Annotated in this window: 19 protein-coding genes; 10 read left to right on the forward strand and 9 right to left on the reverse strand. The window is 56.7% G+C overall.

The window, feature by feature from the left end:
* Positions 1 to 27: 27 nt before the first annotated feature.
* The gene (locus tag FBY01_RS11335; RefSeq protein ID WP_077747721.1) at positions 28 to 801 is read right to left on the reverse strand and encodes an alpha/beta hydrolase; all 774 of its coding nucleotides are present in this window, start codon (positions 799 to 801) and stop codon (positions 28 to 30) included.
* Between the two features lie 88 nt (positions 802 to 889).
* Between FBY01_RS11335 and FBY01_RS11340 the strand changes: the two genes are divergently transcribed.
* Positions 890 to 2,329 carry an HD domain-containing phosphohydrolase gene (locus tag FBY01_RS11340; RefSeq protein WP_145307847.1) on the forward strand — a complete coding sequence of 480 codons (1,440 nt, stop codon included), beginning with the start codon at positions 890 to 892 and terminating at the stop codon, positions 2,327 to 2,329.
* Positions 2,330 to 2,390: 61 nt separating this feature from the next.
* Here the strand turns inward: FBY01_RS11340 and FBY01_RS11345 are convergent, their stop codons facing one another.
* Entirely contained in the window at positions 2,391 to 3,308 is a 918-nt protein-coding gene (locus tag FBY01_RS11345) for a LysR substrate-binding domain-containing protein (protein ID WP_145307845.1), read from the reverse strand.
* A gap of 105 nt (positions 3,309 to 3,413) precedes the next feature.
* On the opposite strand from FBY01_RS11345, the gene FBY01_RS11350 reads away from it, so the two are divergent.
* The 4 genes from FBY01_RS11350 (at position 3,414) to FBY01_RS11365 (ending at position 7,733) form a co-directional block, all read left to right on the forward strand.
* The gene (locus tag FBY01_RS11350) at positions 3,414 to 3,746 is read left to right on the forward strand and encodes a nuclear transport factor 2 family protein (protein WP_145307843.1); all 333 of its coding nucleotides are present in this window, start codon (positions 3,414 to 3,416) and stop codon (positions 3,744 to 3,746) included.
* Positions 3,740 to 4,516, forward strand: a complete 777-nt coding sequence (locus FBY01_RS11355) for an SDR family oxidoreductase (protein WP_145307842.1) — start codon at positions 3,740 to 3,742, stop codon at positions 4,514 to 4,516. Before FBY01_RS11350 ends, FBY01_RS11355 begins: the two co-directional genes overlap by 7 nt.
* A 134-nt stretch (positions 4,517 to 4,650) precedes the next feature.
* Positions 4,651 to 6,435, forward strand: coding sequence for a SulP family inorganic anion transporter (locus FBY01_RS11360; RefSeq protein ID WP_145307840.1), 1,785 nt, complete (start codon positions 4,651 to 4,653; stop codon positions 6,433 to 6,435).
* 305 nt (positions 6,436 to 6,740) lie between these two features.
* On the forward strand, positions 6,741 to 7,733 hold the full coding sequence (locus tag FBY01_RS11365; RefSeq protein WP_145307838.1) for a TerC family protein: 993 nt from the start codon (positions 6,741 to 6,743) through the stop codon (positions 7,731 to 7,733).
* A 41-nt stretch (positions 7,734 to 7,774) separates the two neighbouring features.
* On the opposite strand, the gene FBY01_RS11370 is transcribed toward FBY01_RS11365, so the two are convergent.
* Positions 7,775 to 9,307: a sensor histidine kinase gene (locus FBY01_RS11370; RefSeq protein ID WP_145307836.1), complete on the reverse strand. Its 1,533-nt coding sequence runs from the start codon at positions 9,305 to 9,307 to the stop codon at positions 7,775 to 7,777.
* 81 nt (positions 9,308 to 9,388) lie between these two features.
* Positions 9,389 to 11,647, reverse strand: a complete 2,259-nt coding sequence (locus FBY01_RS11375; RefSeq protein ID WP_145307834.1) for a nitric-oxide reductase large subunit — start codon at positions 11,645 to 11,647, stop codon at positions 9,389 to 9,391.
* An 801-nt stretch (positions 11,648 to 12,448) separates the two neighbouring features.
* On the opposite strand from FBY01_RS11375, the gene FBY01_RS11380 reads away from it, so the two are divergent.
* The 4 genes from FBY01_RS11380 to FBY01_RS11395 all read left to right on the forward strand — a co-directional run bounded on the left by FBY01_RS11380 (position 12,449) and on the right by FBY01_RS11395 (position 16,458).
* On the forward strand, positions 12,449 to 12,829 hold the full coding sequence (locus FBY01_RS11380; RefSeq protein WP_010460776.1) for a response regulator transcription factor: 381 nt from the start codon (positions 12,449 to 12,451) through the stop codon (positions 12,827 to 12,829).
* A 171-nt stretch (positions 12,830 to 13,000) separates the two neighbouring features.
* Positions 13,001 to 13,954: a TAXI family TRAP transporter solute-binding subunit gene (locus FBY01_RS11385; RefSeq protein WP_083376616.1), complete on the forward strand. Its 954-nt coding sequence runs from the start codon at positions 13,001 to 13,003 to the stop codon at positions 13,952 to 13,954.
* An 81-nt stretch (positions 13,955 to 14,035) separates the two neighbouring features.
* Entirely contained in the window at positions 14,036 to 16,063 is a 2,028-nt protein-coding gene (locus FBY01_RS11390; protein ID WP_145307832.1) for a TRAP transporter permease, read from the forward strand.
* On the forward strand, positions 16,060 to 16,458 hold the full coding sequence (locus FBY01_RS11395) for a DUF1850 domain-containing protein (protein ID WP_145307829.1): 399 nt from the start codon (positions 16,060 to 16,062) through the stop codon (positions 16,456 to 16,458). Before FBY01_RS11390 ends, FBY01_RS11395 begins: the two co-directional genes overlap by 4 nt.
* A 70-nt stretch (positions 16,459 to 16,528) precedes the next feature.
* Here the strand turns inward: FBY01_RS11395 and dctM are convergent, their stop codons facing one another.
* From dctM to FBY01_RS11420, 5 genes are all read right to left on the reverse strand, one after another.
* Positions 16,529 to 17,812 (reverse strand): C4-dicarboxylate TRAP transporter large permease protein DctM, encoded by a 1,284-nt coding sequence (gene dctM, locus FBY01_RS11400; protein ID WP_145307827.1) that lies wholly within the window; start codon positions 17,810 to 17,812, stop codon positions 16,529 to 16,531.
* Entirely contained in the window at positions 17,809 to 18,441 is a 633-nt protein-coding gene (locus tag FBY01_RS11405) for a TRAP transporter small permease (RefSeq protein ID WP_083376620.1), read from the reverse strand. Before FBY01_RS11405 ends, dctM begins: the two co-directional genes overlap by 4 nt.
* Positions 18,442 to 18,508: 67 nt before the next feature.
* Positions 18,509 to 19,504: a TRAP transporter substrate-binding protein gene (locus FBY01_RS11410; RefSeq protein WP_145307825.1), complete on the reverse strand. Its 996-nt coding sequence runs from the start codon at positions 19,502 to 19,504 to the stop codon at positions 18,509 to 18,511.
* A 259-nt stretch (positions 19,505 to 19,763) separates the two neighbouring features.
* Positions 19,764 to 20,249, reverse strand: a complete 486-nt coding sequence (locus tag FBY01_RS11415) for a hypothetical protein (protein ID WP_145307823.1) — start codon at positions 20,247 to 20,249, stop codon at positions 19,764 to 19,766.
* A gap of 134 nt (positions 20,250 to 20,383) precedes the next feature.
* On the reverse strand, positions 20,384 to 20,659 hold the full coding sequence (locus FBY01_RS11420) for a hypothetical protein (protein ID WP_141213412.1): 276 nt from the start codon (positions 20,657 to 20,659) through the stop codon (positions 20,384 to 20,386).
* 492 nt (positions 20,660 to 21,151) lie between these two features.
* Between FBY01_RS11420 and FBY01_RS11425 the strand changes: the two genes are divergently transcribed.
* Complete coding sequence (locus FBY01_RS11425) at positions 21,152 to 26,626, forward strand: AAA family ATPase (protein ID WP_145307821.1); 5,475 nt, start codon at positions 21,152 to 21,154, stop codon at positions 26,624 to 26,626.
* Positions 26,627 to 26,632 lie beyond the last annotated feature (6 nt).

Genomic DNA, 26,632 nt, shown 5'->3' on the forward strand with positions numbered 1-26,632 from the left:
GGTTATTAGTGGCGCCGCACGCAGCAATCACTGCTCGCCGACTTTTTTCACTGCCTCGAGAATCACCTTGGCCACTTCGGCTGGCTGCGACTGCTGGGGGACATGGCTGGTGCGCAGCTCCGCCAGGGTGGCGCCGATACGCTTGGCGGCAGAGCGCTGGACATCGGGATGGATCATCCGGTCCTCGGTGGCGAGCAGATACCACGACGGTTTGGTCTTCCAGGCCGAAACGGTCGTTTTATCCTCGAACGCGGAGGCTTTGATGGGGCCTTGCGTCGCGGTCATCACGGCGGTCTGCGTCGCAGGGAGGTCCTGGGCGAAGTCCTTGGCCATACCTTCTGGCGTCAAGTAGAGGAAACCGTTGCCGTCAGCCTTGATCTGGCTGATGCCCGGAGGCGTGGGCGCGCCTTTTCCTTGCTCGCCGCTTGTTTGACCGGCATCAGGCGCAAAGGCGGCGACGTACACCAGGGCGCGGACTTTTTCGTCGCTGCCGGCCTGAGTAATCACGGTGCCGCCCCAGGAGTGACCGACCAGAACGACCGGGCCTGGCTGATTGTTCAAGGTTCTTTGCGTCGCGGCGACGTCATCGGCAAGCGAGGTGAGCGGGTTTTGCACGACCGAAACTGCAACCCCTTTGGCCTGAAGAAGCGGCACGACCTTGGCCCAATCGGAGCCGTCGGCGAATGCGCCGTGTACGATGACCACCGAAGGCGTTGTATCTTTGGCCTGACTGACACCCGCGACCAATGTGCTTGCAAGGGCAAAGGCGACGGTGGCGGCTTTCGATCTGAATGTTTTCATTGCATCAGCTCCTGTGTGGGAGCTCAAATTCTGCTGACTGGCCTGCTTCGTGGGCATCGGTCATTTATCCGACCCAAGGCATTTTTTCATGGATAGCGCGTTGCACCTGGACATCTCATTGAGCGGAGCGTTGCGGGCGATCGGCCAGGTCGGGGACCTCAGCATGGGACAGCCTCTCGGGCATTCCCGACGCGTTGCCGCACTGGCGCGGAGGTTGGCGCAGGCCGCACACGGCGAGGGCGAGCATCAGAGGGTAGCGGAGCAGGTCGCCTTGCTGCGCTGGTCAGGTTGCACCGCCAACGCCGAAGGGTTTGCAAATCTGCTGGGTGATGACGTCGATGGCCGCCGTGCGATGCTCGATCTGACCCTGAGCAAAGAGAAGATGAACGCGGTACACCAGGCGATTCCGCTTGCCGTGGTGCACTGCGAGGTCTCTGGCGAAGTCGCGAGAACCCTCGAACTGGGTGCCGCTGTCGAGGCCGGCTTGTGCGGCGTATTCGAAACCTACGATGGGACTGGCCGACCGCTGGGCTTGACCCATGAACACATTCCGGAGGTCGCCTATCAGGTGGTGCTTGCAGGTGATCTGGATATTCTCAGTCGAGCACATGGCCTCGACGCGGCGCTGCGCTGGATTCGCGACCAGTCGGATCGACGCTATCCCGCCTCCCTCGCGTCGTTGCTCATGGATAACGCCAGGGAGTGGCTGGCAGACCTGGAAGGCCTCTCGCAACACCCGGCCGACGCGCAGGCCGAACGTTCGGTCTCGCTGACATTAGTGGGGGACGTGATTGACTTGAAGCTACCCTGGCTGGCGGGGCATTCGCGACGGGTGGCGCATGTCGCGATGGAGGCTGCACGTTCGTGGGGGCTAGGTGAACCCTCCCTGACTGCGATCGGCAAGGCAGCGCTCGTTTACGGTCTCGGCCGGGCAGCCGTTTCCAACCAGCTCTGGAATACCGCCGGGGCGCTTTCTTATAGCGCCGTGGAGCGGGTGCACCTCGTCCCCTACTGGACGCAGCAGGCGCTGAGGCCTATCAGTGAGCTGGCCGTGTCTGCGGAGATTGCAGCCCATGCTTACGAACGGCTGAATGGCAGTGGTTATTTTCGAGGCGTGATGGGTGATGCACTGTGTGCCGAGCATCGACTGTTCGCCACCTCCGTGGCCTGGGTCGCACTAAGGGAAGCCCGGCCATGGAGGACGGCCTATGGCGAATCGGAGGCGGCCAGTCTGCTCGCACAGGATGCCGCCGGTGGCTTGTTCGACAAGGATGTTTGTGACGCGGTTATCGCCGCTGCCCGTGGCGAGCGTCGGACTCATCAGCCGAAGGGCTCGTTACTCACCGCACGCGAGTGTGACGTGCTCTTGGAAATCAGCCGCGGCGCTAGTAACAAGCAGGTGGCGCGACTGCTGGACATCAGTCCGAGCACTGTTCGCACCCACATGGAAAGCATATTTCGCAAATTGGAATGCTCGACCCGAGCCGCCGCGACCCTGAAAGGATTGACGCTGGGTTTGATCGCCTGATGCCGAGTAGCGCCAGGTTAATCAGTGTGTGAGGCTCGTTTGTACAATCGATGGGCGACGTTTACGCGGGTCCATCTTTGGCGAGCGGTTTGGCGCGAGCCAGGGCGATGAATGCCTTGATCGCGGCGGAGGGGTTGCGGCGGTTAGGGTAGTACAGGCAGAGCTTGTCTCTGGGCGGCGTCCAATCGTCCAATACCCGCTCGAACTGTCCGGCCTCGATTTCATCCCGAACGTCGTGCTCCATGAAAAAGCCGAGCCCCATGCTTTCCTGCACCGCTGCTTTGACGACGCTCGGTTCATCAAGCGTGAGCGGCCCGTTCACATCGAGCCTGGTCACTTCTCCATCTCGCTCGAAATGCCACGGGAAAATCGCCCCATTGGGCAGACGGACACGCACGCACCGATGGTTGAGCAGATCAGGCGGTGTCCGTGGCCTGCCGTATTGGTCGAAGTACGCCGGTGTACCGACCACGGCGTACCGTTGCGGCAGGCCGAGGGGGATCACGATCATATCGCTCGGCACGAGGCTCGCGGAACGTACGCCGAAATCGAAGCCATCAGCGACGATATCCACCAGGCGGCCTTCGGTGACAAGGTCGATGTGTACCTTCGGATGATGCCGCAAGAATTCCACCACCAATGGCAGGAGTGCTGCTCGAGCAGCGCTGGCAAACGCATTGATGCGCAGCGTTCCCGAAGGGCCGGCATTGTGAGATCGCACCGCGTCGAGCGCCGCGCGCAAATCCTGCAGGGCCGGCCCCACCTGCTCCAGAAAAATCCTGCCGGCCTCGGTGACGGCCACGCTGCGGGTCGTGCGATTGAACAACCGCGTTTCGAGGCCTGCTTCAAGTTTAGCGATGGTGCTGCTTAACGCGGTGGTTGAGACATTCAGATCGATGGCGGCTTGTCGAAACGAAGCCCTGCGGGCAACCGCTATAACAGCGTCCAGCTCGCTCAGGCCTAAACGAGGGTCTGACATGAATTGTCCTGGATTATGGGATAGGTCATAAAGTTTATCCCAGTTGAGCAAACTATCAGTCAGGTCGCAAGATCACTCCAGGTAATCCATCCAGGAGATCAGCAAATGAGCCTTCAGCTTCCCGTCGCCGTTGAGACGTACTTCGATGTCAGCAATGGCGGCGACCTATCACAACTTGCGAGCTGCTTCTGCTCGCATGCCAGGGTGTTCGATGAAAACAACACGCATGAAGGCATTCAGGCCATCGACGTCTGGCAGAAGGAGGTCCGGCGGGCTTTCTCTTTTGAAGTCCAACCTCTGCAGGCAATGCAGGGAGAGGGCAGGCTGACCGTCATTGCACGGCTTACCGGCCATTTTCCCGGTAGCCCGGTCCAGCTGAGTCACGTCTTCACACTGGAGAGCGATCGCATAGCCTCCTTGGAGATCACGCCATGCTGAACCTTGGCTTGAGTGGTAAGCGAGTCCTCGTCACCGGAGGCACCAAGGGCATCGGGAAAGCTGTAGTCGACCTGTTTCTGGCCGAGGGCGCGAAGGTGATTACCTCTGCTCGGGAGCCAAACAGTGCCCTGCCGGATGGCCTGTTGGTTCTGGCCGATCTTTCGACCCGGGAAGGCTGTGATGCAGTCATCGCCGCGACCCGACAGCGACTGGGCAGTGTGGACATCATCATCCATGTCCTGGGTGGTTCGTCGGCACCTGGCGGCGGCTTCGCTGCACTGGACGAAGAGCAGTGGCAACGTGAGCTCAATCTGAATCTGTTTCCGGCCGTGCGCCTGGATCGTGCCTTGCTCCCGGATATGCTGGAGCGAAAGGAAGGGGTCATCCTCCACGTGACCTCCATCCAGAGTCGGCTGCCTCTGCCGGACGCTACGACAGCCTACGCAGCGGCCAAGGCTGCGCTTTCGACTTACAGCAAGAGTTTATCGAAAGAGGTTTCGCCCAAAGGCGTCCGTGTTGTCCGGGTTTCGCCGGGCTGGGTTGAAACCGAAGCCTCGGTCGCATTGGCCGAGCGACTCGCGCAGGAGGCAGGGACTGACTATCAAGGCGGCAAGCAGATCATCATGGAAGCACTAGGGGGCATCCCGCTCGGGCGCCCATCGACGCCGTCAGAGGTTGCCGACCTGATTGGCTTTCTGGCTTCGCCTCGAGCTTCATCTATCACGGGCAGTGAGTTTGTCATCGACGGCGGAACGGTGCCGACTGTCTAGCCGTCTTTTTCGCGCGAATGTGCCGAATGCCGAATGCCGAAACCAGCGACCGCCCCCTCGGAATCGGGCATCAGGACGGGACAATTTGCCTGATTGAGCTACTGTCTAATCACATTACCGCAGGCCACAGCGCTATGAGCAATTCGGATTCTTTGCCTCCCGTCCCTGAACCGGGCCGGATTGCACGTCGCGGTGTCGGTAATGAAACCGGGTGGGGTCGCTGGCTTCCTGGACTTCGCACGCTACGCGGGTACCGGGTTGCCTGGTTGCGTCACGACATCATGGCCGGGTTGGTGCTCACCACGATGTTGGTGCCCGTTGGCATCGCCTATGCCGTGGCATCGGGCGTGCCCGGCATCTATGGCCTCTATGCGACCATCGTTCCTCTGATCGCTTACGCGTTGTTTGGGCCCAGCCGAATTCTGGTGCTTGGCCCGGATTCTTCACTGGCCGCCGTTATTCTAGCGGTCGTCCTGCCCCTTTCGGGCGGCGATCCACAACGCGCCATCGCACTGGCGGGCATGATGGCGATCGTTTCAGGAACGGTGTGCATCCTGGCGGGTATCATGCGCTTAGGGTTCATTACGGAGTTGCTGTCCAAACCGATCCGTTACGGGTACATGAACGGCATCGCGCTGACTGTACTCATCAGCCAATTACCCAAGCTCTTCGGTTTTTCGATTGAGTCAGACGGCCCGCTGAGAAACATATGGGCCGTCGTCACCGCGGTGATGGAAGGAAAGACCAACTGGACCGCGTTCATGATCGGCGCAGCCACCTTGATCGTGATCCTGCTACTCAAGGATTACAAACGCGTGCCGTGCATCTTGATTGCAGTGGCAGGCGCCACTGTCGCTGTCGGTATGCTGGACCTTGGTACACGCGCGGGAGTGTCGGTACTCGGTTCGCTTCCACAAGGTTTACCGGAGTTGACCATCCCCTGGATCACCCGAGCCGATATTATCCCCGTGCTCATCGGCGGCTGCGCCGTCGCACTTGTGTCGTTCGCCGACACCAGTGTGCTCTCTCGTGTCTATGCAGCACGGACCAGAACCCACGTCGATCCGAACCAGGAGATGGCAGGGCTCGGTTTTGCCAATCTGGCGGCCGGATTTTTTCAAGGCTTTCCGATCAGTAGCAGTTCCTCTCGTACCCCTGTCGCCGAAGCTGCGGGCGCCAAAACCCAGTTGACCGGCGTTGTCGGCGCATTGGCCGTGGCCCTGCTGCTGATGGTGGGGCCGGACCTGTTGCAGAGTTTGCCCAGCAGTGCATTGGCAGCGGTGGTGATCGCGTCGGCCATCGGTCTGATTGAAGTCGCTGACCTGCGACGCATTTATCGCATCCAGCGCTGGGAGTTCTGGTTGTCGATCGTCTGCACTGTCGGCGTGGCCGTGTTCGGCGCAATCGAGGGCATCGGCCTGGCCATCGTGGTCGCCGTCATCGAATTTCTGTGGGATGGTTGGCGGCCGTATTCCGCAGTGCTGGGACAAGCCAAGGGGGTCAAGGGCTACCACGATATCCAGCGCTATCCCGACGCAAGACTCATCCCCGGCCTGGTGCTGTTTCGCTGGGATGCGCCGTTGTTTTTCGCCAACGCCGAGCTGTTCAATGACCGCGTGCTGGACGCAGTGGCGGCATCGCCAACGCCCGTGCGCTGGTTAGTCGTTGCAGCGGAACCCGTCACCAGTGTCGACGTCACTTCTTCCGACATGTTATTGGAGTTGGACGAAACCCTGCGCGCCGCAGGCATCAAGTTGTGCATGGCCGAGATGAAGGACCCGGTCAAAGACAAGCTGAAGCGATTCGGTCTTTTCGCGCGACTTGGCGAAACGGCATTCTTTCCCACCATTGACGATGCCGTCGGCAGCTACCTGGTGATCCATTCGAGGGATGGGGCAGGGCAGGACGAGACACGCTGAGTGGCGATCGTGCTCGAGCGATTGCTATTGGGCCTGCAGCAGTCGCTTGCGAGTTGCAGAATCGGCGATAAGCGTTGCGCCTGCGTCCAGGGTGATGCATCTGCATGCAGATAGGATCTCTGCCTATCGGCACTCCAACTTCCGCTACGACCTACCGATTTGAAATAACTCGCAAACCTTGCGTGATTGAGAAACCCCACACGCCTCTCTAGATTTGAACTCGCAATGCCGGGCCCCTCTGACAGCTAACCGCTGCCATGTCGGAGTTGCAGTTTGTATAACTTCGACACCTAGAGGAGGGGCTTATGACTGCCCTGGAACCGTTCTTCCTGGCCGAGTTTCTCGGCACCGCCACTTGGTTGTGGCTCGCCTTTATCAGCATCGTAATAGGCCTGTTGGTGTTCGACCTCGGGGTGCTGCACCGTGAGCAGCGAGAAATCGGTGTTCGTGAAAGTCTGCTGCTGTCTGCCGGCTATATCACGGCCGGCTTGCTGTTCGGCCTCTGGGTCTGGCAGATCAAAGGCGGTGACGCCGGGATGGATTTCTACACCGGCTTTCTGATCGAGAAATCGTTGTCGATGGACAACGTATTCCTGATGGCGATGATCTTCAGCTTTCTCGCAATCCCCCGTAAGTATCAACACGAGGTGCTGTTCTGGGGCATTCTCGGTGTCATTGTGCTGCGTGCGATAATGATTGGCCTGGGGGCGGCGCTGATCGCCGAGTTCAGCTGGATTCTCTATGTGTTCGGCATTTTCCTGCTGCTGACCGGCGTGAAGATGCTGTTCAGCAAGATCGATGCCCACCCGGACCTCAGCGAAAACCTGCTGGTGAAGTTTCTGCGCAAACACATGCGGGTGACCGAGCGACTGCATGAAGGGCGCTTCTTCGTCCGCCAGGCGGACGCCAGCGGCAAGTCCGTGGTCTGGGTGACGCCGTTGTTCCTGGCCCTGGTGCTGATCGAGTGTGCCGACCTGGTGTTCGCGGTGGACAGTGTGCCGGCGATCTTCGCCATCACCCAAGACCCCTTCATTGTCTACACCTCCAACATCTTTGCCATCCTTGGTCTGCGTGCGTTGTATTTCGCTTTGGCGGCGATGATTCACCGTTTCGCCTACCTCAAGTACGCGCTGGCACTGGTGCTGGTGTTTATCGGTGCCAAGATCTTCCTGGTCGGCATCATCGGCAAGATTCCCGCGGTCATTTCCTTGAGCGTGACCCTGGGGTTGCTGCTGAGCGGTGTGCTGCTGTCGCTGTGGAAAACTCGCGATCAGGCCTCCGCTGGCCCGCAGGTGTAAATCCCCAAAGGTGGCGGCCAGCACCGATTGTCGCCTCAGTTTCAACCGAAACTGACGCCCAAATCGGTCGACCACTCGGCGTCAGTGTCGGTGTCCTGGGCCGTGTTCAAGACGGGCGGTTCTGGCAAGAGCAGTGGCAAGGCGCACATAAACGTAGCGCCTTGTCCCTTGATGCTCGTGGCCCAGATCCTGCCGTGATGAAATTCGATGATCGAGCGGCAAATAGACAGCCCCATGCCCAGCCCTTCAGCCTTGGTGGTATAGAACGGGTTGAACAGTGACGGCAAATCGGCGACATCAATGCCTTCGCCGCTGTCATTGACTTCAATGATCACTTCGTTGCGCTCAACCCTCGTACAAATGTTCAGCGAGCGCGCTCCTTCACTCAGATTGCCCATGGCCTGGCAGGCGTTCATGACGAGATTGATGATGACTTGTTGCAACTGCACGCGATCGCCATTGATGCGAGCGTCGGCGGCATCCAGCGACAAATGCTGTTTGATGTGTTTATGACTCATCTCGTGCTGAACCAGCAGCAGAGTGTCAGTCACGATTTTGTCGAAGGCATGATGTTGACGTTGTGGAACGCACTTCTTCGACAACGCACGGATGCCGGTGATGACGTCACTGGCGCGCATCGAACTCTGGATGATGCGATTCAGAGACAACTTTGCCTCTTCCAGTTCCGGTTTATCACGGTCGATCCAGCGCATGCACGACTCTCCGCTGGAAACGATCGCTGCCAGCGGCTGGTTCACTTCATGGGCGATGGAGGCGGCGAGTTCACCCAGCGATGTCATCCGGGTGACATGCGCCAGTTGAGACCGGGAGTCGAACAACGCCTGCTCGGCTTGGCGCTCCGAGGTGATGTCCATCACCGCCGCCACGTACTCGCGACTATGGGCGCTATTGCTCAGGTTGATGGCGTTAAAAACCATCTGCACGTAGCGGCAATTGCCATCCGGCATGATCAAGCGCTGTTCCAGTTCAATGTCCGGCACCCCGGCCGCCAGTCGGGTAAACAGTCCGCCAGTCAGCAAGTGATCTTCCGGGTGCAGCCTTGCCGTCATCAGCGCCCAGGACGGCTCGATATCCCGAGGGTAACCGTAGATGCGAAAGGCTTCCTCGGACCAGCGTATTTCTTTGCATTGGCCGTGATCGAAGCGCAACCCGACGCTCCCGGTCCGGCTCAAACGTTGCGCCCCGGTCAGAAAAGCCTGATTGCGGCGCAATTCATTGGTCGACCATTTGCTGCGTACAGTCAGCAAGGTGATGGTCACCAGCGAGACAAGGCACCTGATGTAGCCAACAATGCTGCCTGTGGCTTGGTAGAAGTAATCGATGATGAAACTGCCGGTGACCAGGAGGAAGCAGAACAGCGCGACAATGGTCACTGTCCGGATCGAAAAAACATGCGCCGACATGAACAACAGCGTGATGTAGAGCACGGCATGCGCGAGATCCGAGTCAATCAAAAGATTGATGACGGAGATGGTGATTGCCGCCGATACAGAGGCGATAAACGCCAGCCGGTCTGACTCCAGGAAACGTTTGCAAAGTCGCGTGAGCAGCATGTTTTTTCCCTTTAACAATGGCGCAGGTTGACCGTCGCGGTCAGCGTCGCCGAGGGGCGACGCCCATTTACCGCTGGACCGTTACGCAGCCTCACGCACCAGCGCTTTCGACGACGTCCACATTAACCCGCGAGTGATCTGTGCAATGACGGCGAAGGCACCCACCATGAACACCACATCACCAATGGTTCTCATCCAGCGCAGCGTCTGCATCAAGTCTTGCTGCATGAACGCTTCGCTGCGTGCATACCACAGACCCTGGCTGGCGCTGGCGTAGAACTGCATCAGGCCGATGGGCAGCAGGCTGGTGAAAATCATCAGCAGCAGACCCGCGTTCAGCCACCAGAACCCAACGGTCATGAGGCGATTGTTGAACCGCAGGTCGGGGCGAATGTAGCGCAGGATCAACAAGCCAAACCCCAGCGCCAGGAAGCCATAGACACCGAACAGGGCAGCGTGGGCATGTAGCGGGGTGGTGTTCAAACCTTGTATGTAGAACAGCGCGATTGGCGGGTTGATCAGGAAACCGAAGACTCCGGCACCTAGCATGTTCCAGAAGGCGCAGGCCACGAAAAACTGTAATGGCCAACGCACGCGTTCCATCCACGGGGCGCGGTCGCGCAGACGCCAGTTTTCCCAGGCTTCATGCCCCAGCAGAATCAGTGGCACGACTTCCAGAGCGCTGAATGTCGCCCCTACGGCCATGACCGGCGTAGTAGTCCCGGAGAAGTAGATGTGGTGAAACGTGCCGGGTACACCGCCGAGCATGAACAACGACGCGGACGCGAGCGTGGCGGTCGTCGCCATTCTCTTCGAGACCAGGCCCATGCTGGTGAAGATGAATGCCAGCGCACTGGTAGCAAAAACTTCAAAAAAACCTTCGACCCACAGATGCACCACCCACCAGCGCCAGTACTCCATTACCGAAAGGTGAGTCCGTTCGCCATAAAACAGTCCGGCACCGTAAAACAGGCCGATAGCAACCACCGAGCATGCGAGCAGCGCCAGCAGATTTTTATCGCCCGGGCTGCGTAGCGCGGGGACCATGGCACGCAACATCAGCACCAGCCAGAAGACGATACCGGCGAATTTTCCGATCTGCCACAGCCGGCCCAGATCGACATATTCATAGCCCTGATGCCCAAGCCAGAAACTCCACTCGGCTGGCAACAACTGGGCGATGGCGAGAAAGTTGCCGCAATAAGAGCCGATGATGACCACCACTAGCGCCCAAAACAGCAGATCGACGCCGAGCTTTTGCCACCGCGGATCTTTTCCGCCGTTGATGATCGGGCCAAGGAACAGCCCGGCGGCGAGAAAGCCGGTGGCGATCCAGAACATCGCACTCTGTAGATGCCACGTGCGAGTGAGGGAGTAGGGGAACCACTTGGACAGCGGGATCCCGTAGAAATCTTGCCCCTCGACGGTGTAGTGGGCTGTCAATCCACCCATCATCACTTGAAACCCGAACAGGGCGCCGACCAGCAACAGGTACTTGCCCAAGGCTTTCTGCGAGGGCGTCAAGGTCACCAGGCTGATGGGGTCTCGGGCGGGTGCAACGGGTTCAGCGTCGTCGTGCTTGCGTAAAAACGCCCACGCCCAAACGAGGAAGCCCACTCCCGCCACCAGCATGATGATACTGGCCATCGACCAGATGATGTTTTCGGCCGTCGGTGTATTACCGATCAGGGGTTCATGAGGCCAGTTGTTGGTAAACGTGGCGTTCTGGCCGTCTCGCTCGGTCGCGGCTGCCCACGCTGTCCAGAAAAAGAAGCGGGTCATTTGCTTGCGCCGTGCAGGGTCCGGCAGGGTTACCTCTTTCATCGCGAAGCTTTGACGGCTGCTGTGCAGGGTGGGATCGCCGCCGAACAGGGCATCGTAATACGTTGCTGTCTGCTCCATTGCCTGGCTGCGGCGAGCGCTGAGTACCAACGTGCCGTCAATCACGCGATTGCTGCGGTACTCACGCTTGAGCTGATGTTGTAAAAAGGCCTGTTGCTCTTCACCCAGCTCGGCATAGGGTCTGTCATAGCTGTCAGTCGCCGCCAGTTCGAGCCAGGCAAGTAACTCGCGATGCAACCAGTCTGCCGTCCAGTCCGGTGCCTGGTACGCGCCGTGCCCCCAGATGGATCCCAGCTGCATGCCACCGACACTCTGCCAGGCCGTTTGCCCATCCAGAATGTCATCGGCCTTGAACAGCGTGTGGCCGTCGACACTCTGTATGTATTGCGGAATCGGTGGCGCCTGGCGATAGATCTCGCGCCCAAACCAGCCTAGCAGGCAGAACGTGACCCCAAGAATGCCGATCAAAATCCACCATAATCTTCGGTATTCACCCATGAATCACCTCGGCGTTTGCCTGTTGAATTCACACAGCAAGCGCGTGCGCTGCATTTGTGTAATTCGGTTATAAAAAAATGCGCAACTTCGTATTGATAAAAAAAGCGCTCTTTCGGTAAAAAGAGCGCTAAAGCCCGCTTTGAAAAGGAGGTATCAAACCGGGAGTGTCAATTCCAAACGGAGCGGTATCGCGTTGAGCGCATAAAAACGACGGTATGTCGTTTTTTCAGCGTTGATCGAATAATAACGGAATGAATAGGTGAGTCACTTATGCCTAGGGGTTTTTCGGAGGTATGTTCGTATGAGTTGATCATTCTTTGGTATTAACTTAAGCGCATTTAATGCGTTTTTGGGGCTTTTCAGGTGCTGGCTTGCCAATGAGTATCATGAACTGGCGTGTTATTTATTTTTTTCGGATTGTAGGGTGGAATTTGACAATTGATAGTAGGTCGTCGCATTGGGCAGGAAGGTGCTATTCAACAACCACGGGTAGAAGTTACGAGCTCTGAAAAACTATACTTTCATATAATGTGACCATACCTAATTGCCCATAAATATTTACGTTTATCTGGCACTCTGTTCCAAGTGTTCAGGGGCGACATTCCCCGATTCGTTGGACATGGCCATCGAGAGCCGTGTCATCGACTTTGTCGCTGTCTGTCTTTAGCCGAAGCGCGGTGCCGCAAACGTTTCGCGTGTTTGATGATTTTCTGAAGCAGCATGAATATTGAGGTGCGGATGCGCGTCTTAACACAAGTGGAGTTCTGTCAATCAGCTCCCATAACCTCAAGGTTGAACTAATTGTCAAATATTCCAATCATTTCGATCGTTGACGACGACGACACACTTCGCATGTCGCTGGACAGTCTGGTGAGGTCAATGGGATATGTGACGCGAACCTATGCCTGTGCCGAGGAATGTCTGGCCGATTATGCGCTGGATTCGACCTCATGCATGATTTCGGATATTCGCATGCCGGGGATGAATGGCTTGCAAATGCTGGAACAGTTGCTGGCGCGCGACATGCGGTTTCCGGTGATATTCATTACCGCCTGCATCGGTGAGACTCCCGAAGTAAAAGCGCGGGAACTGGGGGCCGTGGGCTACTTCAAGAAACCCTTCGATTCTGAGCAGCTCATGCGGCGAGTGCAGCATGTCCTGAGTGGTAGACCTGCCGAATAGAAATGAGTGGCCGAGTGACGATTCGCTCTGCTCCCTATCGGTATCGGGTTTTTTGCCAAGTCTGCACGTGGCGTCGGGTTATCAGGCCAACTCAGTTTTCCCCTCAAGTCGTTGGTTTCGACTACAGTGGTAAGACTCTGCATAAAGCCATAACAAGACGGAGAGTTTTCCATGCGAGTAACCAGTCGCTTTAGCCTCTTTGCGGCCACCGCTGCGTTGACAGTCTCGTGCGCAGCTAACGCCGCACCTGTGTTCATAAATATTCTTACCGGGGGGACTAGCGGGGTTTATTACCCCATTGGGGTTGGGCTGTCCCAGATATACAGCGATGGGATACCGGGGGCGAAGACTTCTGTCCAGGCGACCAAAGCCTCGGTGGAAAATCTCAACCTTTTACAAGCTGGTCGTGGGGAGCTCGCTCTGGCGCTTGGTGACTCTGTGGCTGATGCAAAAAACGGAGTGGAAGATGCCGGATTCAAGGCCCCGCTGACAAAGTTGCGAGCAATTGCAGGCGCCTATCCGAACTACATTCAAATTGTTGCGAATAAAGAGTCCGGCATCAAAACCTTGGCGGATTTGAAAGGGAAAACCATCTCCGTCGGCGCCCCGAAGTCCGGTACCGAACTGAACGCACGTGCGATTTTCAAAGCGGCGGGATTGACGTACGAAGACATGAGCAAAGTCCAATACCTACCCTTCGCGGAGTCGGTAGAGCTGATCAAAAACCGTCAGTTAGATGCCACGCTTCAGTCCTCGGGGTTAGGCATGGCGGCCATCCGCGACCTTTCCTCAACCATGCCATTGAACTACGTCGCGATCCCTCCTGATGTGGTTACGAAAATCGGCAATGCCGCTTATCAGCCTGCACAAATTCCAGCCAATACCTATGACGGACAACCTGAGTCAGTGCCTACTGTGGCGATCACTAATATTTTTGTGACGCGCGAGGACGTCTCGGAGGATGTTGCCTACCAGATGACCAAGCTGATGTTCGAAAACCTCACTCGCCTGGGTAATTCTCACTCAGCCGCCAAGGACATCAAGTTGCAAAATGCTGCCAGGAACCTACCCATTCCACTTCACCCCGGTGCTGAGCGCTACTACAAGGAAGCTGGAGCGCTGTAATCCAAAAATGCGCCACGGGGATGGTCGCTAGAGCGATAGAGCGGTTCGTACCCTTCTATGTAGTTTTGAGGCAGGTACCCAATGAGCGAAGATCATCATGGCATCGCCGCCAACCCACGCGACTGGCCTAAGACGCTGTTCTACGTGGCGTTGTTGTTTTCAGTTTTCCAGATTGTCACCGCTGCGTTTGCGCCGGTTTCCAGCCAGGTGCTGCGCGCGGTGCACGTTGGTTTCCTGTTGTGGGTGGTGTTTCTGAGTTACCCGGCGTATGGCAGAGCACGTCCTTGGCAGCCGCTGGCCTGGATATTGAGCCTCGCGGGGATTACCACTGCTTTGTATCAATGGTTCTTCGAGGCGGATTTGATCCAGCGTTCAGGTGACCTGACTACAGCTGACATGGTGGTTGGGCTGGTATTGATCGCCTTGGTGTTTGAGGCGGCGCGTCGGGTGATGGGGATCGCTTTGCCTGTCATCTGTGGATTGTTTCTGGCCTACGGTCTATTGGGTGAATACCTGCCAGGCGACCTTGCTCATCGAGGCTACGGATTCGATCAAGTCGTCAACCAGTTGTCATTCGGCACCGAAGGTCTCTACGGGACACCAACCTACGTTTCCGCTACCTATATTTTCCTGTTCATTTTGTTCGGGTCCTTCCTCGAACAGGCGGGAATGATCAAATTGTTCACTGACTTCGCGATGGGATTGTTTGGCCACAAACTCGGGGGGCCGGCAAAAGTATCGGTCGCGTCATCGGCTTTGATGGGGACGATCACAGGCTCAGGCATTGCGAACGTTGTCACAACCGGGCAGTTCACGATTCCATTGATGAAGCGCTTCGGCTACAAGGCAGCATTTGCTGGTGGCGTAGAGGCGACTTCGAGCATGGGCAGCCAACTGATGCCGCCTGTGATGGGGGCTGTCGCGTTTATTATGGCGGAAACAATTAATGTCCCGTTTGTAGAGATCGCCAAAGCTGCGTTAATTCCAGCCATCCTGTATTTCGGTTCGGTGTTCTGGATGGTTCACCTTGAGGCAAAACGCTCCGACCTTAAGGGGTTACCCAAGGACCAATGTCCCAGCGCATGGGGTGCGGTAAAGGAAAGCTGGTATTTGCTGATTCCGCTTTTTGTCCTGGTCTACCTGCTGTTTTCCGGACGTACTCCGCTGTTCTCCGGAATGGTGGGTCTGGCGCTAACAGCCATCGTTATTCTCGGTTCGGCAATCATTCTCCGGGTGTCCAGTTTCGCGTTGCGGTGTGCGTTCTGGATCGCGCTTGGTGTCCTCTGCGTCGGTTTTTTCCAGTTGGGTATTAGCGTGATCTTTGCGGTGATCGCCACGTTAGTGGTCATCTGCTGGTTCATTCAGGGAGGCCGAGCAACCCTGAGTATTTGCCTGAATGCGTTAGTCGAAGGTGCTCGTCATGCTGTACCGGTCGGGATTGCTTGCGCGCTAGTGGGAATCATCATCGGCGTAGTGTCATTGACGGGGATAGCCTCGACTTTCGCTGGTTACATACTGGCAATCGGCAGGGATAACTTGTTGTTGTCACTCATACTGACGATGATTACCTGCCTTGTGTTGGGCATGGGTATCCCGACGATTCCCAACTACATCATTACCAGTTCGATTGCAGCACCTGCTCTGCTTGAGTTGGGTGTGCCGCTGATCGTGTCGCACATGTTCGTTTTCTATTTCGGAATTCTTGCAGACCTTACGCCACCGGTTGCTTTGGCATGCTTTGCCGCAGCGCCCATCGCCAAGGAAACAGGATTCAAGATCAGTCTGTGGGCGGTTCGTATTGCATTGGCTGGCTTTGTCATTCCGTTCATGGCGGTCTACAACCCTGCGCTCATGATGCAAGGCGACAATTTGTGGATGACGGCCTATATGTTGGTCAAGACGATGTTGGCCGTTGGCCTTTGGGGAATGGCGTCCACAGGTTATCTGCAACAGAAGATGCCGGTTTGGGAGCGTTTATTGTGTTTCGCGGCAGGTGCTTTATTGGTCGTTGCGCTGCCGTTGACCGACGAAGTCGGTTTTGTGCTGGGTGTGATGCTGATACTTCAGCATGTCTGGCGGTCTCGCCGTGGCGGACTGGCCAGAGCATGATCGGCTTGTGCCTGGGGCTGGCGGGTGTCGCCTGGGCCCAACTCCCAATCTCAAGCTTTACACTGGCTTGGAATCACACAATCGAAAAAATCCGTTGGGAGGAAGACTACCGTGTCTCAGAACAGGGACTTGTGCTCACCGAGGCCAGGGTCAAAGGGAATGGCGCGGGTATGGAGATTCCCCCGGAGGCCAGGTTGGAAAAAGGCAGTTGGCACTATCAACGTCACCTGCCGCCCTTGCAGCCTCTGAGTCTGGGACGCACCCCGCAAGCAGGTGACTACCAGTTATGCTTCGATCAACAATGTCATGAGATGAGCGAGTGGCTAGGGCCACCCGTCAGCAATCCGGCCTCAGTGGATCTATGGAGTTGCTGGACGGACTCAGGACAACGCTAAGTGGCCGGGGTAGCATAAACGTGAAAGCCCTGTCCGGATACGAACGTCCAGTACCCGGACAGGGGAGGCATCAGCTCATGCCCAGCCAGTTTGGTAAAGCCAGGGAGATCCAAGGCACGTAGGTAATCAGCATCAGGAACAGGAGCAGTATCATCAGCCAAGGCATGGCGGCTCTGATCGTTTCCGGCAGAGTCATACCTGTCACAGCTGAGGTCACGAACAGATTCAGACCCACGGGCGGCGTGATCAAGCCGATCTCCAGATTCACCACCATAATGATGCCCAGGTGAATCGGATCGATACCCAGCTTCATGGCGATGGGGAAGAGGATCGGTGCCAGGATCAGGATGATGGCCGAGGGTTCCATAAAAGCCCCTGCAATCAACAGCACAATGTTCACCACCAGCAGGAACATCACCGGTGTCAGCCCCGCTTCAATCACCCACGCGGTGATCTGTTGCGGTAGCTGCTCAGTGGTCAAAACGTGCGCGAAGAGCATGGCGTTGGCAATAATGAACATCAGCATGATGCTCAGCTTGGCCGAGTCCAGCAGGACCTTTGGCGTTTCGCGGAACGTCAGGTCTTTGTAGACGAACAAGGCGATGAAGGCCGAGTACACGGCCGCCACCGCCGCAGCTTCGGTGGGGGTAAACATCCCGGAGTAGATACCTCCCAGGATGATGAACATCAGCAGTAGACCCCAGATCGCCTTGCGTGCCGTGCCAAGCCATTCACGGAACGTCGCGCGCGGCATGGCGGGCAGCTTTTTCTTCACGGCGACGATGTAGATCGCCACCATCAGCGCCAACCCCAGCAGCAGGCCTGGTAACACGCCCGCCATGAACAGTTTGCCGACAGACGTTTCGGTCGCGGCGGCGTAGACCACCATGACAATCGAGGGTGGAATCAGGATGCCCAGCGTCCCAGCGTTACAGACGATCCCCGCGCCGAAGGCCTGCGGATAACCGGAGCGGACCATGCCGGCAATGGCAATTGAACCCACCGCCGCCACAGTGGCTGGGCTCGATCCTGAAAGGGCAGCGAACAACATGCACGCCAACACGGCAGCGATAGCCAGACCACCACGGATATGACCGACACAGGCATTGGCAAAGTCAATCAGCCGCCGAGCGACGCCACCGGTGGTCATGAAGGCTCCCGCGAGCAGAAAGAACGGGATGGCCAGCAGCGTGTAGTGCTCCGACGTTTCGAACAACTTGATCGCCAGTGAGCGCACCGAGTCCGGGCTGAAAAAAACGATGGTCAGTGAGCCTGCCAACCCCAGGGAGATAGCAATGGGAACGCCGATCAACATCAGCACGAACAATGATGCAAAGAGGAAGGCAATGGTCATGACTTGTCATCCTCGTGTTCGGTCAGCTTCAACGCATCTGCGGCTTCATCAGCCAGGCCCAGGCCGGTCTGCCTGTTTTGCAGGATGCGCACGAGAATTTCAGCGAAACGGATGAAAACCAAGGCGAACCCTACGGGGACGATCAACCCGATGTGCCATTGCATGATCCCGTACTGGCCCAGGTCTTCGGCGCCAATTTGGGCAACCATCAGGGTCTGGATCCAGCCAAAACTGGCGATGCTGAGCAGCCCGGCATAAGTCAGGCAGAAAAGGCAGGCGATGATGCCAATGAACCGTTGCACCGGTTTGCTGGCCAGCTTGACCAGGGCGTCGACGCCGATATGGCCTGCGGTGCGCACGCCGTACGACAGCCCGAAAAATATCAGCCAGCCGAACAAGGCCTTGGTCAGTGAGGTGCTCCAGGTCATGGCTTGCGCCATACCCATGACGCCGTCGCCGATGGCGAACAGCGATTCGCTGGCGCCTTCCCAGCTCTCGGCGAGGCGGTAGAACAGGGTGTAGAGGTTGTTGAGGACAACGTAGACGAATGTTACCAACGTCATGGCCGCCAGAAGGAAGACGATGAAGCCTTCCTCGAAGTGTTCCCAGATGCGCCGAAGAGCATTCATGGATGGCATCTCCTGTAGCGGATGGCAGGCAGGTGCTGCCAAGGCGGCAACACCTGTCGTCCACCGATCATTGGGTCTGGTTGGCAGCTTCAGCCGCGGTGATCAGCTCGGCGCCGATATCGCCTTCGAACTTCTTCCACACGGGCTTCATCGCAACGCGCCATTGGTCGCGCTGTTCAGGCGTCAGGATGATGATCTCGGTGGTCTTGGCCGCAATGATGCTCTGCTTGGCGTTCTGATTCAGCTGCTCGGCCTCTTTGTTCACATGGGCGGTGACTTCGACGAGGATCTTATCCAGCTCGCCACGAAGCTCTGGCGATAAACCATTCCAGAATTTGGTGTTGGTGATCAGCATGTAGTCCAGTACACCGTGGTTGGATTCGGTGATGTACTTCTGTACTTCATGCATTTTCTGGCTGTAGATGTTCGAGTAAGGATTCTCCGCTCCGTTGACAACACCGGTCTGCAAGCCTTGATAAACCTCGGCGAAGCTCATCTTGCGTGGATTGGCGCGTATGACCTTGAACTGTTCCTCTAGCACGGCAGAGGCCTGCACCCGGAACTTCAACCCACGGGCATCACCCGGCACTCGGAGCGCTTTGTTCGCGGACAGTTGTTTCATCCCGTTGTGCCAATAGGCCAGTCCTGTGATGTTTTTGTCTTCCATGGACTTGAGCAGTCCCTGGCCCTGCGGGCTCAGCTGAAAGCGGTCAACGGCGGAGATGTCATCAAACAGGAAAGGCAGGTCGAACAGTTGAACGGTCTTGGTGTAGTGCTCGAACTTGGCCAGCGACGGTGCAATCATCTGTACGTCCCCGAGCAGTAAGGCTTCCATCTCTTTGCCATCGCCAAACAACGAAGAGTTGGGGTAGACCTCTACTTTGACCTTGCCGGGCAAGCGTTCTTCCACCAGTTTCTTGAACAGCAGGGCCCCTTGGCCTTTGGGAGTCTGCTCTGCAACGACGTGGGAGAATTTTATAATCACCGGATCAGCAGCCATGACCGTGCTCATGGTGCCAAGGGCAAGGGCGCAGGCGAGTGCTTTCCACATGGGTTTGAACATGGGGGGAATTCCTCTTGTTTTAGTTTTTCGTGCGATTCCATGCTCTGAAAAGCATGCGCACGGCGGACAAGAGCAAGTCTAGGCAGAAAACCGCGATTTGAAAGGCGATGACTGAATGTAGTTAGAAATCTTGTCTGTAAGAGGGTGCCGCCTTCGGAAACACTCTCTTACAATATTAACGCTTGGCGTGAATGCGCTAAGGGTTAGCGGCGTGTCGTGTTTAATCGGCTTCGGTGATTTCAGCGTTGTTATCCGGCGTTTATCGCATGGTCAACGTCAACTGATACGCCCCCTGGGCCCGGTTAGTACGGGTGATCGTCACGACGCCACTGCCCACTTCAAGTTGCACGTTCTCGCCTTTCAGTATCGATTCGTCAATCTTATGCGGTATTGATAAGCCCAGCGCTCTCACCGAGAGGCGCTTGGTGGCTTTGATCATTTCACGCTTGGCATCATCGGCGAGAGAGGGCGACGCGATATCGATGATCAGACTGAGATGTTCAGGTATGTGGTCGGCGCCTTGAGCAACAAATCTAATAGTATTGCCGCTAGTACTGTCGACGCTGACATCCCGTACAGGACTCGAACAACCTTCCGTCCCATCCGCGCTGGTTGACCATGTATTCGCGCGCAGTCGAGTATCGCTGAGCACTGTACAGGCATGGTCAGGTGAAGTAATTCGCAACCCTGCCGAGCAACTGAATGACACTATGAAGGCGGTTGTCGCTAGAAAAAAACGGATCATTAAAGTGCCTGTAGATATAAGTAAAATAAGCAACCAAGGCATTTATGGGCCATGGCGGCGCGGACGTAGAAGTTTACAACTGTGTGTTGCATTATTTGCGCGGTTGCATTGGCCCTATAGCGTTCTGTTCTTTTCTATGATTTGCGATTGATATCACTGCGCTTGGTAATATCAGACACACGACGATTCAAGCCAAGGCGATCCGTTTTATCGTATGCAAAACCAATCGATCCGACGTTACCTGCAGTGTCGGATGCAACCGGAGCTTTCGAAGATATGTCCTTCGCATTAGTGCTGGCGCGCGTGTCAGGGCCCGAAAACACAGTATCTTTCGCAATCCAGCTAGGCGGACCAGCGAATCCAAAATTCGCTATCGCAACAATAGCCAATAGCATGGACAGAAATTTCATAGCGTTTTCTCCAATGCAAAAATATGGGCTAAGACATTCCTCCACGGAACGAATTTATTGTCCGCTGAAAATAGCATTTAATGGCTTCTACGATCGGTTGCCTGACTAACCTCTTAGTATGACCAGGTAACACCTAAGAATGATTTACTCGGCTTGTCTAAGCGCTTCGGTAACGAAGGTGATAGCTGCAATTGTGCGCAGTGCCTTTGTATGGCGAAATTATACAAGCGCTGTGAATTGTCATGGTTCAATGAGGCGATAGGAGCGCCGAATCTTTATGGGGGCCGCTCATCGAGCAAATGCTTTACGTTACTATCGTTCGGCAGCGTAGGGCCGACATTCTGGACATCAGCTTAGGCGACAAAAAAAGGCGATGCAGGACACCCATCTGTAGGCGATGTGGTGTTCCATATCAGGAGGCTGGCGCTTTGCCGGCGGTGTAGCAGGGCTGTCGGTTAGGACATTGAGGATAGGGCGTTGATAGGCGAAAGCATGCAGGTATTGTGGGACGACGGTGAGCGTGTCTTGAGCCGGGGACAGCGCTCCGGCAAATTTGGCCGTGAAAAGGTGCTGGTTGCACGACCCACCTTGGAGCAACCATCGCTCGCTACCCTGGATCGCCTTGCTCACGAGTTCGGCCTGAAGGATGAGCTCAAAGACGAATGGGCAGTGCGTCCCATCGAACTCGTGAGCGAAGGTGGCCGCACAGTGTTGTTGTTTGAAGACCCGGGAGGAGAGCCGCTGGCGAAGCTGCTCATTGGTCCTGTCGAGACGGCAACGTTCTTGCGTCTTGCGATCAGCATCGCCGTTGTGCTGAACAAGTTTCACCTGAGCGGACTCGTCCATAAAGATATCAAGCCCACGCATATATTCGTCAATTGCCCGGACGGTGAGGCCCGGTTCACCGGCTTCGGGCTTGCTTCGCGTTTGCCACGGGAACGGCAGGCGCCCGAGACCATCGCCGGTACGCTTGCCTACATGGCACCTGAACAGACCGGCAGGATGAATCGCTCGATCGATTCGCGCAGCGATCTTTATTCGTTGGGTGTGACCCTTTATCAGATGTTGACCGGTGTGCTGCCATTTACGGCCTCTGACCCTATGGAATGGGTGCATTGCCATATTGCCAGGAAGCCGATGCCACCGAGTGAGCGAGTTGGCACCGTCCCGGAGTCGATTTCACGGATTATCATGAAGTTACTCGCCAAGACGGCCGAGGAGCGTTATCAGACGGCTGCCGGCGTCGAGCATGACTTGCGGCGCTGCTGGTCCGAGTGGCAGCAGCAAGGACATATCAGCCCATTTACGCTGGATGAACACGGCAGGTCTCACCGGCTGGTGATTTCCGAGAAACTGTACGGGCGCGAGAGCGCCGTTGAAGACCTGGTCTCCGCTTTCGGGCGGATAGTTCAAAGTGACGGGGCAGGGTTGGTGCTGGTCTCCGGTTATTCCGGGATGGGCAAGTCCTCTGTCGTCAATGAATTGCATAAGGCATTGGTGCCGTTGAGAGGACTGCTGGCTTCTGGCAAGTTCGACCAGTACAAACGTGACATCCCTTATTCAACACTCGTGCAAGCATTTCAGGGACTGGTCCGCACGCTTCTGGGCAAGAGCGACGCGGAGTTGGATGGCTGGCGCACGGCACTGCTTGAGGCACTCGATCTCAACGGGCGGCTCATGACTGACCTGATGCCTGAGCTGAAACTCATTATTGGCGAACAGCCCATGGTTCCAGACCTGGAACCGCAACAAGCGCAGCGTCGTTTCCTGTTGGTATTTAGCCGATTTATTGGCGTATTTGCCCGGGCGGAACACCCCCTCGTGCTGTTTCTAGACGATTTGCAGTGGCTTGATACGGCGACACTTGACCTTATCGAGGACTTGCTCACACGCTCTTCGTTGCGTCACCTCATGCTGATTGGCGCCTACCGTAATAATGAAGTCGCTGCAGATCACCCTCTGAGGCAGAAGCTTCAAACGATGAGGAGTGCAGGGGTCCCGATCGATGAGATAACGTTAACGCCGCTTGCCATTGGGCACATCGAGCAGTTAATCACCGACGCGCTTCATACCGAACCGACGCCGATCAAGCCGCTGGCTCAATTGGTCCACGATAAGACCGCTGGCAATCCTTTCTTCGTGATTCAGTTTCTTCATGCGCTCGCCGAAGAGAAACTGCTGAACTTCGACCATGACCGCAGGCAGTGGGAATGGGATACCGATCGGATTCACGCAAAGGGCTACACCGACAACGTCGTGGATCTGATGGCAGGCAGATTGAACCGCCTGCCGCACTCGACGCTGCAGGCGTTGCAGCAAATGGCCTGCCTCGGCAATGTCGTTGATATCTCGACGTTGGCGACGGTCATGGGGATTCCCCGTGCGCAGTTACACAGGGAGTTATGGGTAGCGATTCGCCAAGAGCTTATCGAGCGCTCGGACGGTGTCTATCTGTTCGCTCATGATCGAATTCATGAGGCCGCCTATTCACTGATCCCCACGCATCTGCTATCGCAAGCCCACCTGAAGATTGGTCGGCTGCTAGTTTGCGAAATGCCTGCGGAACAGCACGAAGAGGTAATCTTCGACATAGTCAACCAGCTCAATCGCGGCGCCCAGCTGATCACCGAGCAGGAAGAACGAGAGCAATTGGCCCGGTTCAACTTGATCGCCGGCCAGCGCTCCCATGCTTCGACCGCCTATGACTTGGCGCTCAAATATTTCATCACCGGCGCCCAGTTGTTGGACGACCCGTGCTGGCTTCGTCGGCATGAACTGAAATTCAAATTGGAGTTGAACCTGGCCGAATGTGAATTCCTGACCGGGCAGTTGCTTGTGGCGGACCAGCGGCTACAGGCACTTTCGGAGCGCGCGTTAACGATCGTCGAGCAGGGTAGCGTCGCGTGCATGCGGATGAATGTGAATCTACTCCTCGACCGCAGTGATCAAGCGGTGGCTGTCTGTCTGTCCTTTCTGCGTCACGTCGGTATCGAGTGGTCCGCTCACCCGAGTGACGAAGCAGCTCGGAGCGAATACGAGGGCATCTGGTCCAGTCTTGGAAATAAAACAGTTGAACAAATCATCGATCTGCCGCCGATGGAGGATGCTGTCGCTCTCGCAACACTTCATGCGCTGACCATGTTGATCTCGCCGGCTTTGCACACGGACACGAACCTTGCCTGTCTGACCATTTGCAAGGCGATCAATCTCAGCCTTGAGTACGGCAATGGCGATGCCTCATGCGTGGCCTACGCCAATCTCTCTCTCGTCACCGGGCAACGGTTTGGCGATTATCAAGTGGGATTTCGATTTGGCCAGCTGGGTTGTGAACTTGTCGAGCGCAGAAACCTTGAGCGTTATGAGGCGCGTACGTACTTATCCTTTTCACTTTTTGTCGCGCGCTGGGCACGTCCTGTGCGCAGTTGCCGCGCGTTGCTGGATCGCGCTTTTGATGCTGCAAACCGGGTCGGCGATTACTCATTTGGCGCGTTTGCTTGCAACATTACCGTCTCTAACTTGCTGTTCGCTGGCGAGCGGCTGCCCGATCTGCAACGTGAGGCCGAGCGAGGCCTCGCGTATGCCAGGAAAGTGCACTTTGGCCTTGTCATAGACTTCATCGAAAACCAGCTGGCACTGATACGGATGTTGCGTGGTTTGACACCGGTATTCGGTTGCCTGGACAGCGAGCAGTTTAATGAGAGCGACGCGGAGCACCATGTTTCCAAGACCTCGCCGGTGTTGACGTGTTGCTTCTGGATCCGCAAGTTACAAGCTCGCTATCTTGCCGGCGATTTTACGTCCGCCATTGAAGCCGCCGCACTGGCGCAGCCTTTACTCGAGGTATCGCACTCCTTTCTCGAGGAAGCCGAATACTACTTGTATGACGCGCTGGCGAGGGCGGGCCTAAGCGCCAGCAACTCGTCAGATGATCGACAGCAGCATTTGACTGTTCTCAATGCACACCACCAGAAACTGCGGGCCTGGGCAGACATTTGTCCCGAGAATTTCGCCAGCCACAAGGCGCTGGTGGGCGCCGAAATTGCCCGGATTGAGAACCGCCTGGTGGATGCGGAGCATTTATACGAAGAGGCAATCGACTCGGCGCAACATGGCGGGTTTATCCATATCGGAGCACTCGCCAATGAACTCGCTTCGCGCTTCTACGCCGCACGCGGTCTTGCCAAAATCGCCCGCGTATATATGCGCGATGCCCATTATGGGTATCTGCGCTGGGGCGCGGATGGCAAGGTCCGGCAGCTTGAAGCGGTGCACACGTATCTGCGGGCGGAAGCATCCACGTTCGGTCCGGCGACGACCATCGCCACACCCATCGAACAGCTTGATCTTGCCACCGTGCTCAAAGTGTCGCAGGCCGTCTCAGGTGAAATCGTTCTGGAAAAGCTCATCGATATGGTCATGTCGACGGCCGTCGAACAAGCCGGCGCGGAGCGAGGTCTGATGGTGCGCACAGATGGTAGTCACCATCGAATAGTCGCCGAGGCGACTGCGGGCAATGACTCGCCGCACCTGCGTCTGCGTGATGTGCCGGTGAGTGCGTCGCTGCTGCCTGAATTGATCCTCTACCATGTGCTGCGCACACAAGAGAGCGTTGTCATTGACGACGCGATTACCCAACCCTTGTACGCCGCGGACCCCTACATCCAGAAACATCGAGCCCGCTCCATTCTCTGCTTGCCGTTGATGAACCAGGCGAAACTCATTGGCGCGCTGTTCCTGGAAAACAATTTGACCGCAGGGGCATTCAGCCCTGCGCGCATTGCTGTACTGAAGCTGGTCGCCTCCCAGGCCGCCATCTCTCTGGAGAACGCCCATTTATATCGCGATGTCGCGGAGCGCGAAGCCAAGATCCGGCGGCTCGTAGACTCGAATATCATTGGCATTATTTTCTGGAATACCGATGGTGAAATCACGGATGCCAACGATGCGTTTTTACGGATGGTCGGTTACGAACGCGAAGACATTGTCTCAGGCCGTGTCAGATGGAGAGACCTGACAGCGCCGAAATATCGTGAGGTTAGTGAAAAGACAATGATAGAAGCGCTGCAGGCCGGGAGTGCCCGTCCTTTTGAGAAGGAGTACATCAAAAAGGATGGCTGCCTGCTGCCCATCATCATCGGTTTGGCCACGTTCGACTCAGGGAGCCAGGAGGGTGTCGCGTTCGTGCTTGACCTGACCGAGCGTAAGCAGGCGCAAGAAAACGCTCGTCAAAGCGAACAGCGTTATCGCAATGTCCAGGTGGAGTTGGCGCACGCTAACCGTGTCGCGACGATGGGCCAACTGGCAGCTTCGATAGCCCATGAAGTCAGCCAGCCTATTGCCGCCACCGTTATGGGGGCTCACGCTGCGCTGCGTTGGATGGGCGCCCAGCCACCTAATCTTGGCGAGATAAAGCAGGTACTCGACAACGTGATTAAGGATGCTCATCGCGCGGCCGAGGTTCTGGATCGGATCCGGGGGCATATCCGCAAGGCCCCGCCACAAAAGGGACCCGTAGACATCGCGAAAATCATCGCCGAAATGGTCGAATTCACTCGCAGTCAGGCAACCAGTAATGGTGCTTCGGTGCATACAGACATCGCGCAAGATTTGCCGTTAGTACACGGCGATCGTGTAGAACTGCAACAGGTGTTGCTGAATTTGATTCTTAACGCTTTAGAGGCAATGAGCAGCGTCAACGGCGGCGAGAGACAGTTACAGATCAACGCCGAGATGGAAGAGCAGGGCAGCGTGCTGGTACAGGTGAGCGACAGCGGCCCAGGGTTCGCTGCAGGTGAAGCCGAGCGGGTGTTCACCGCTTTCTATACGACCAAGGCGACCGGCCTGGGCATGGGGCTGTCAATCTGCCATTCGATCATAGAGGCGCATGGCGGTCGATTATGGGCAAGTTCGAATCAGCCCCGGGGAGCGGTGATTCAATTCTCTCTGCCGCCTCATACGCCTGCCTGATCGGTC

It is taken from the genome of Pseudomonas sp. SJZ077 (assembly GCF_007993905.1).
Taxonomy (GTDB): domain Bacteria; phylum Pseudomonadota; class Gammaproteobacteria; order Pseudomonadales; family Pseudomonadaceae; genus Aquipseudomonas; species Aquipseudomonas mandelii.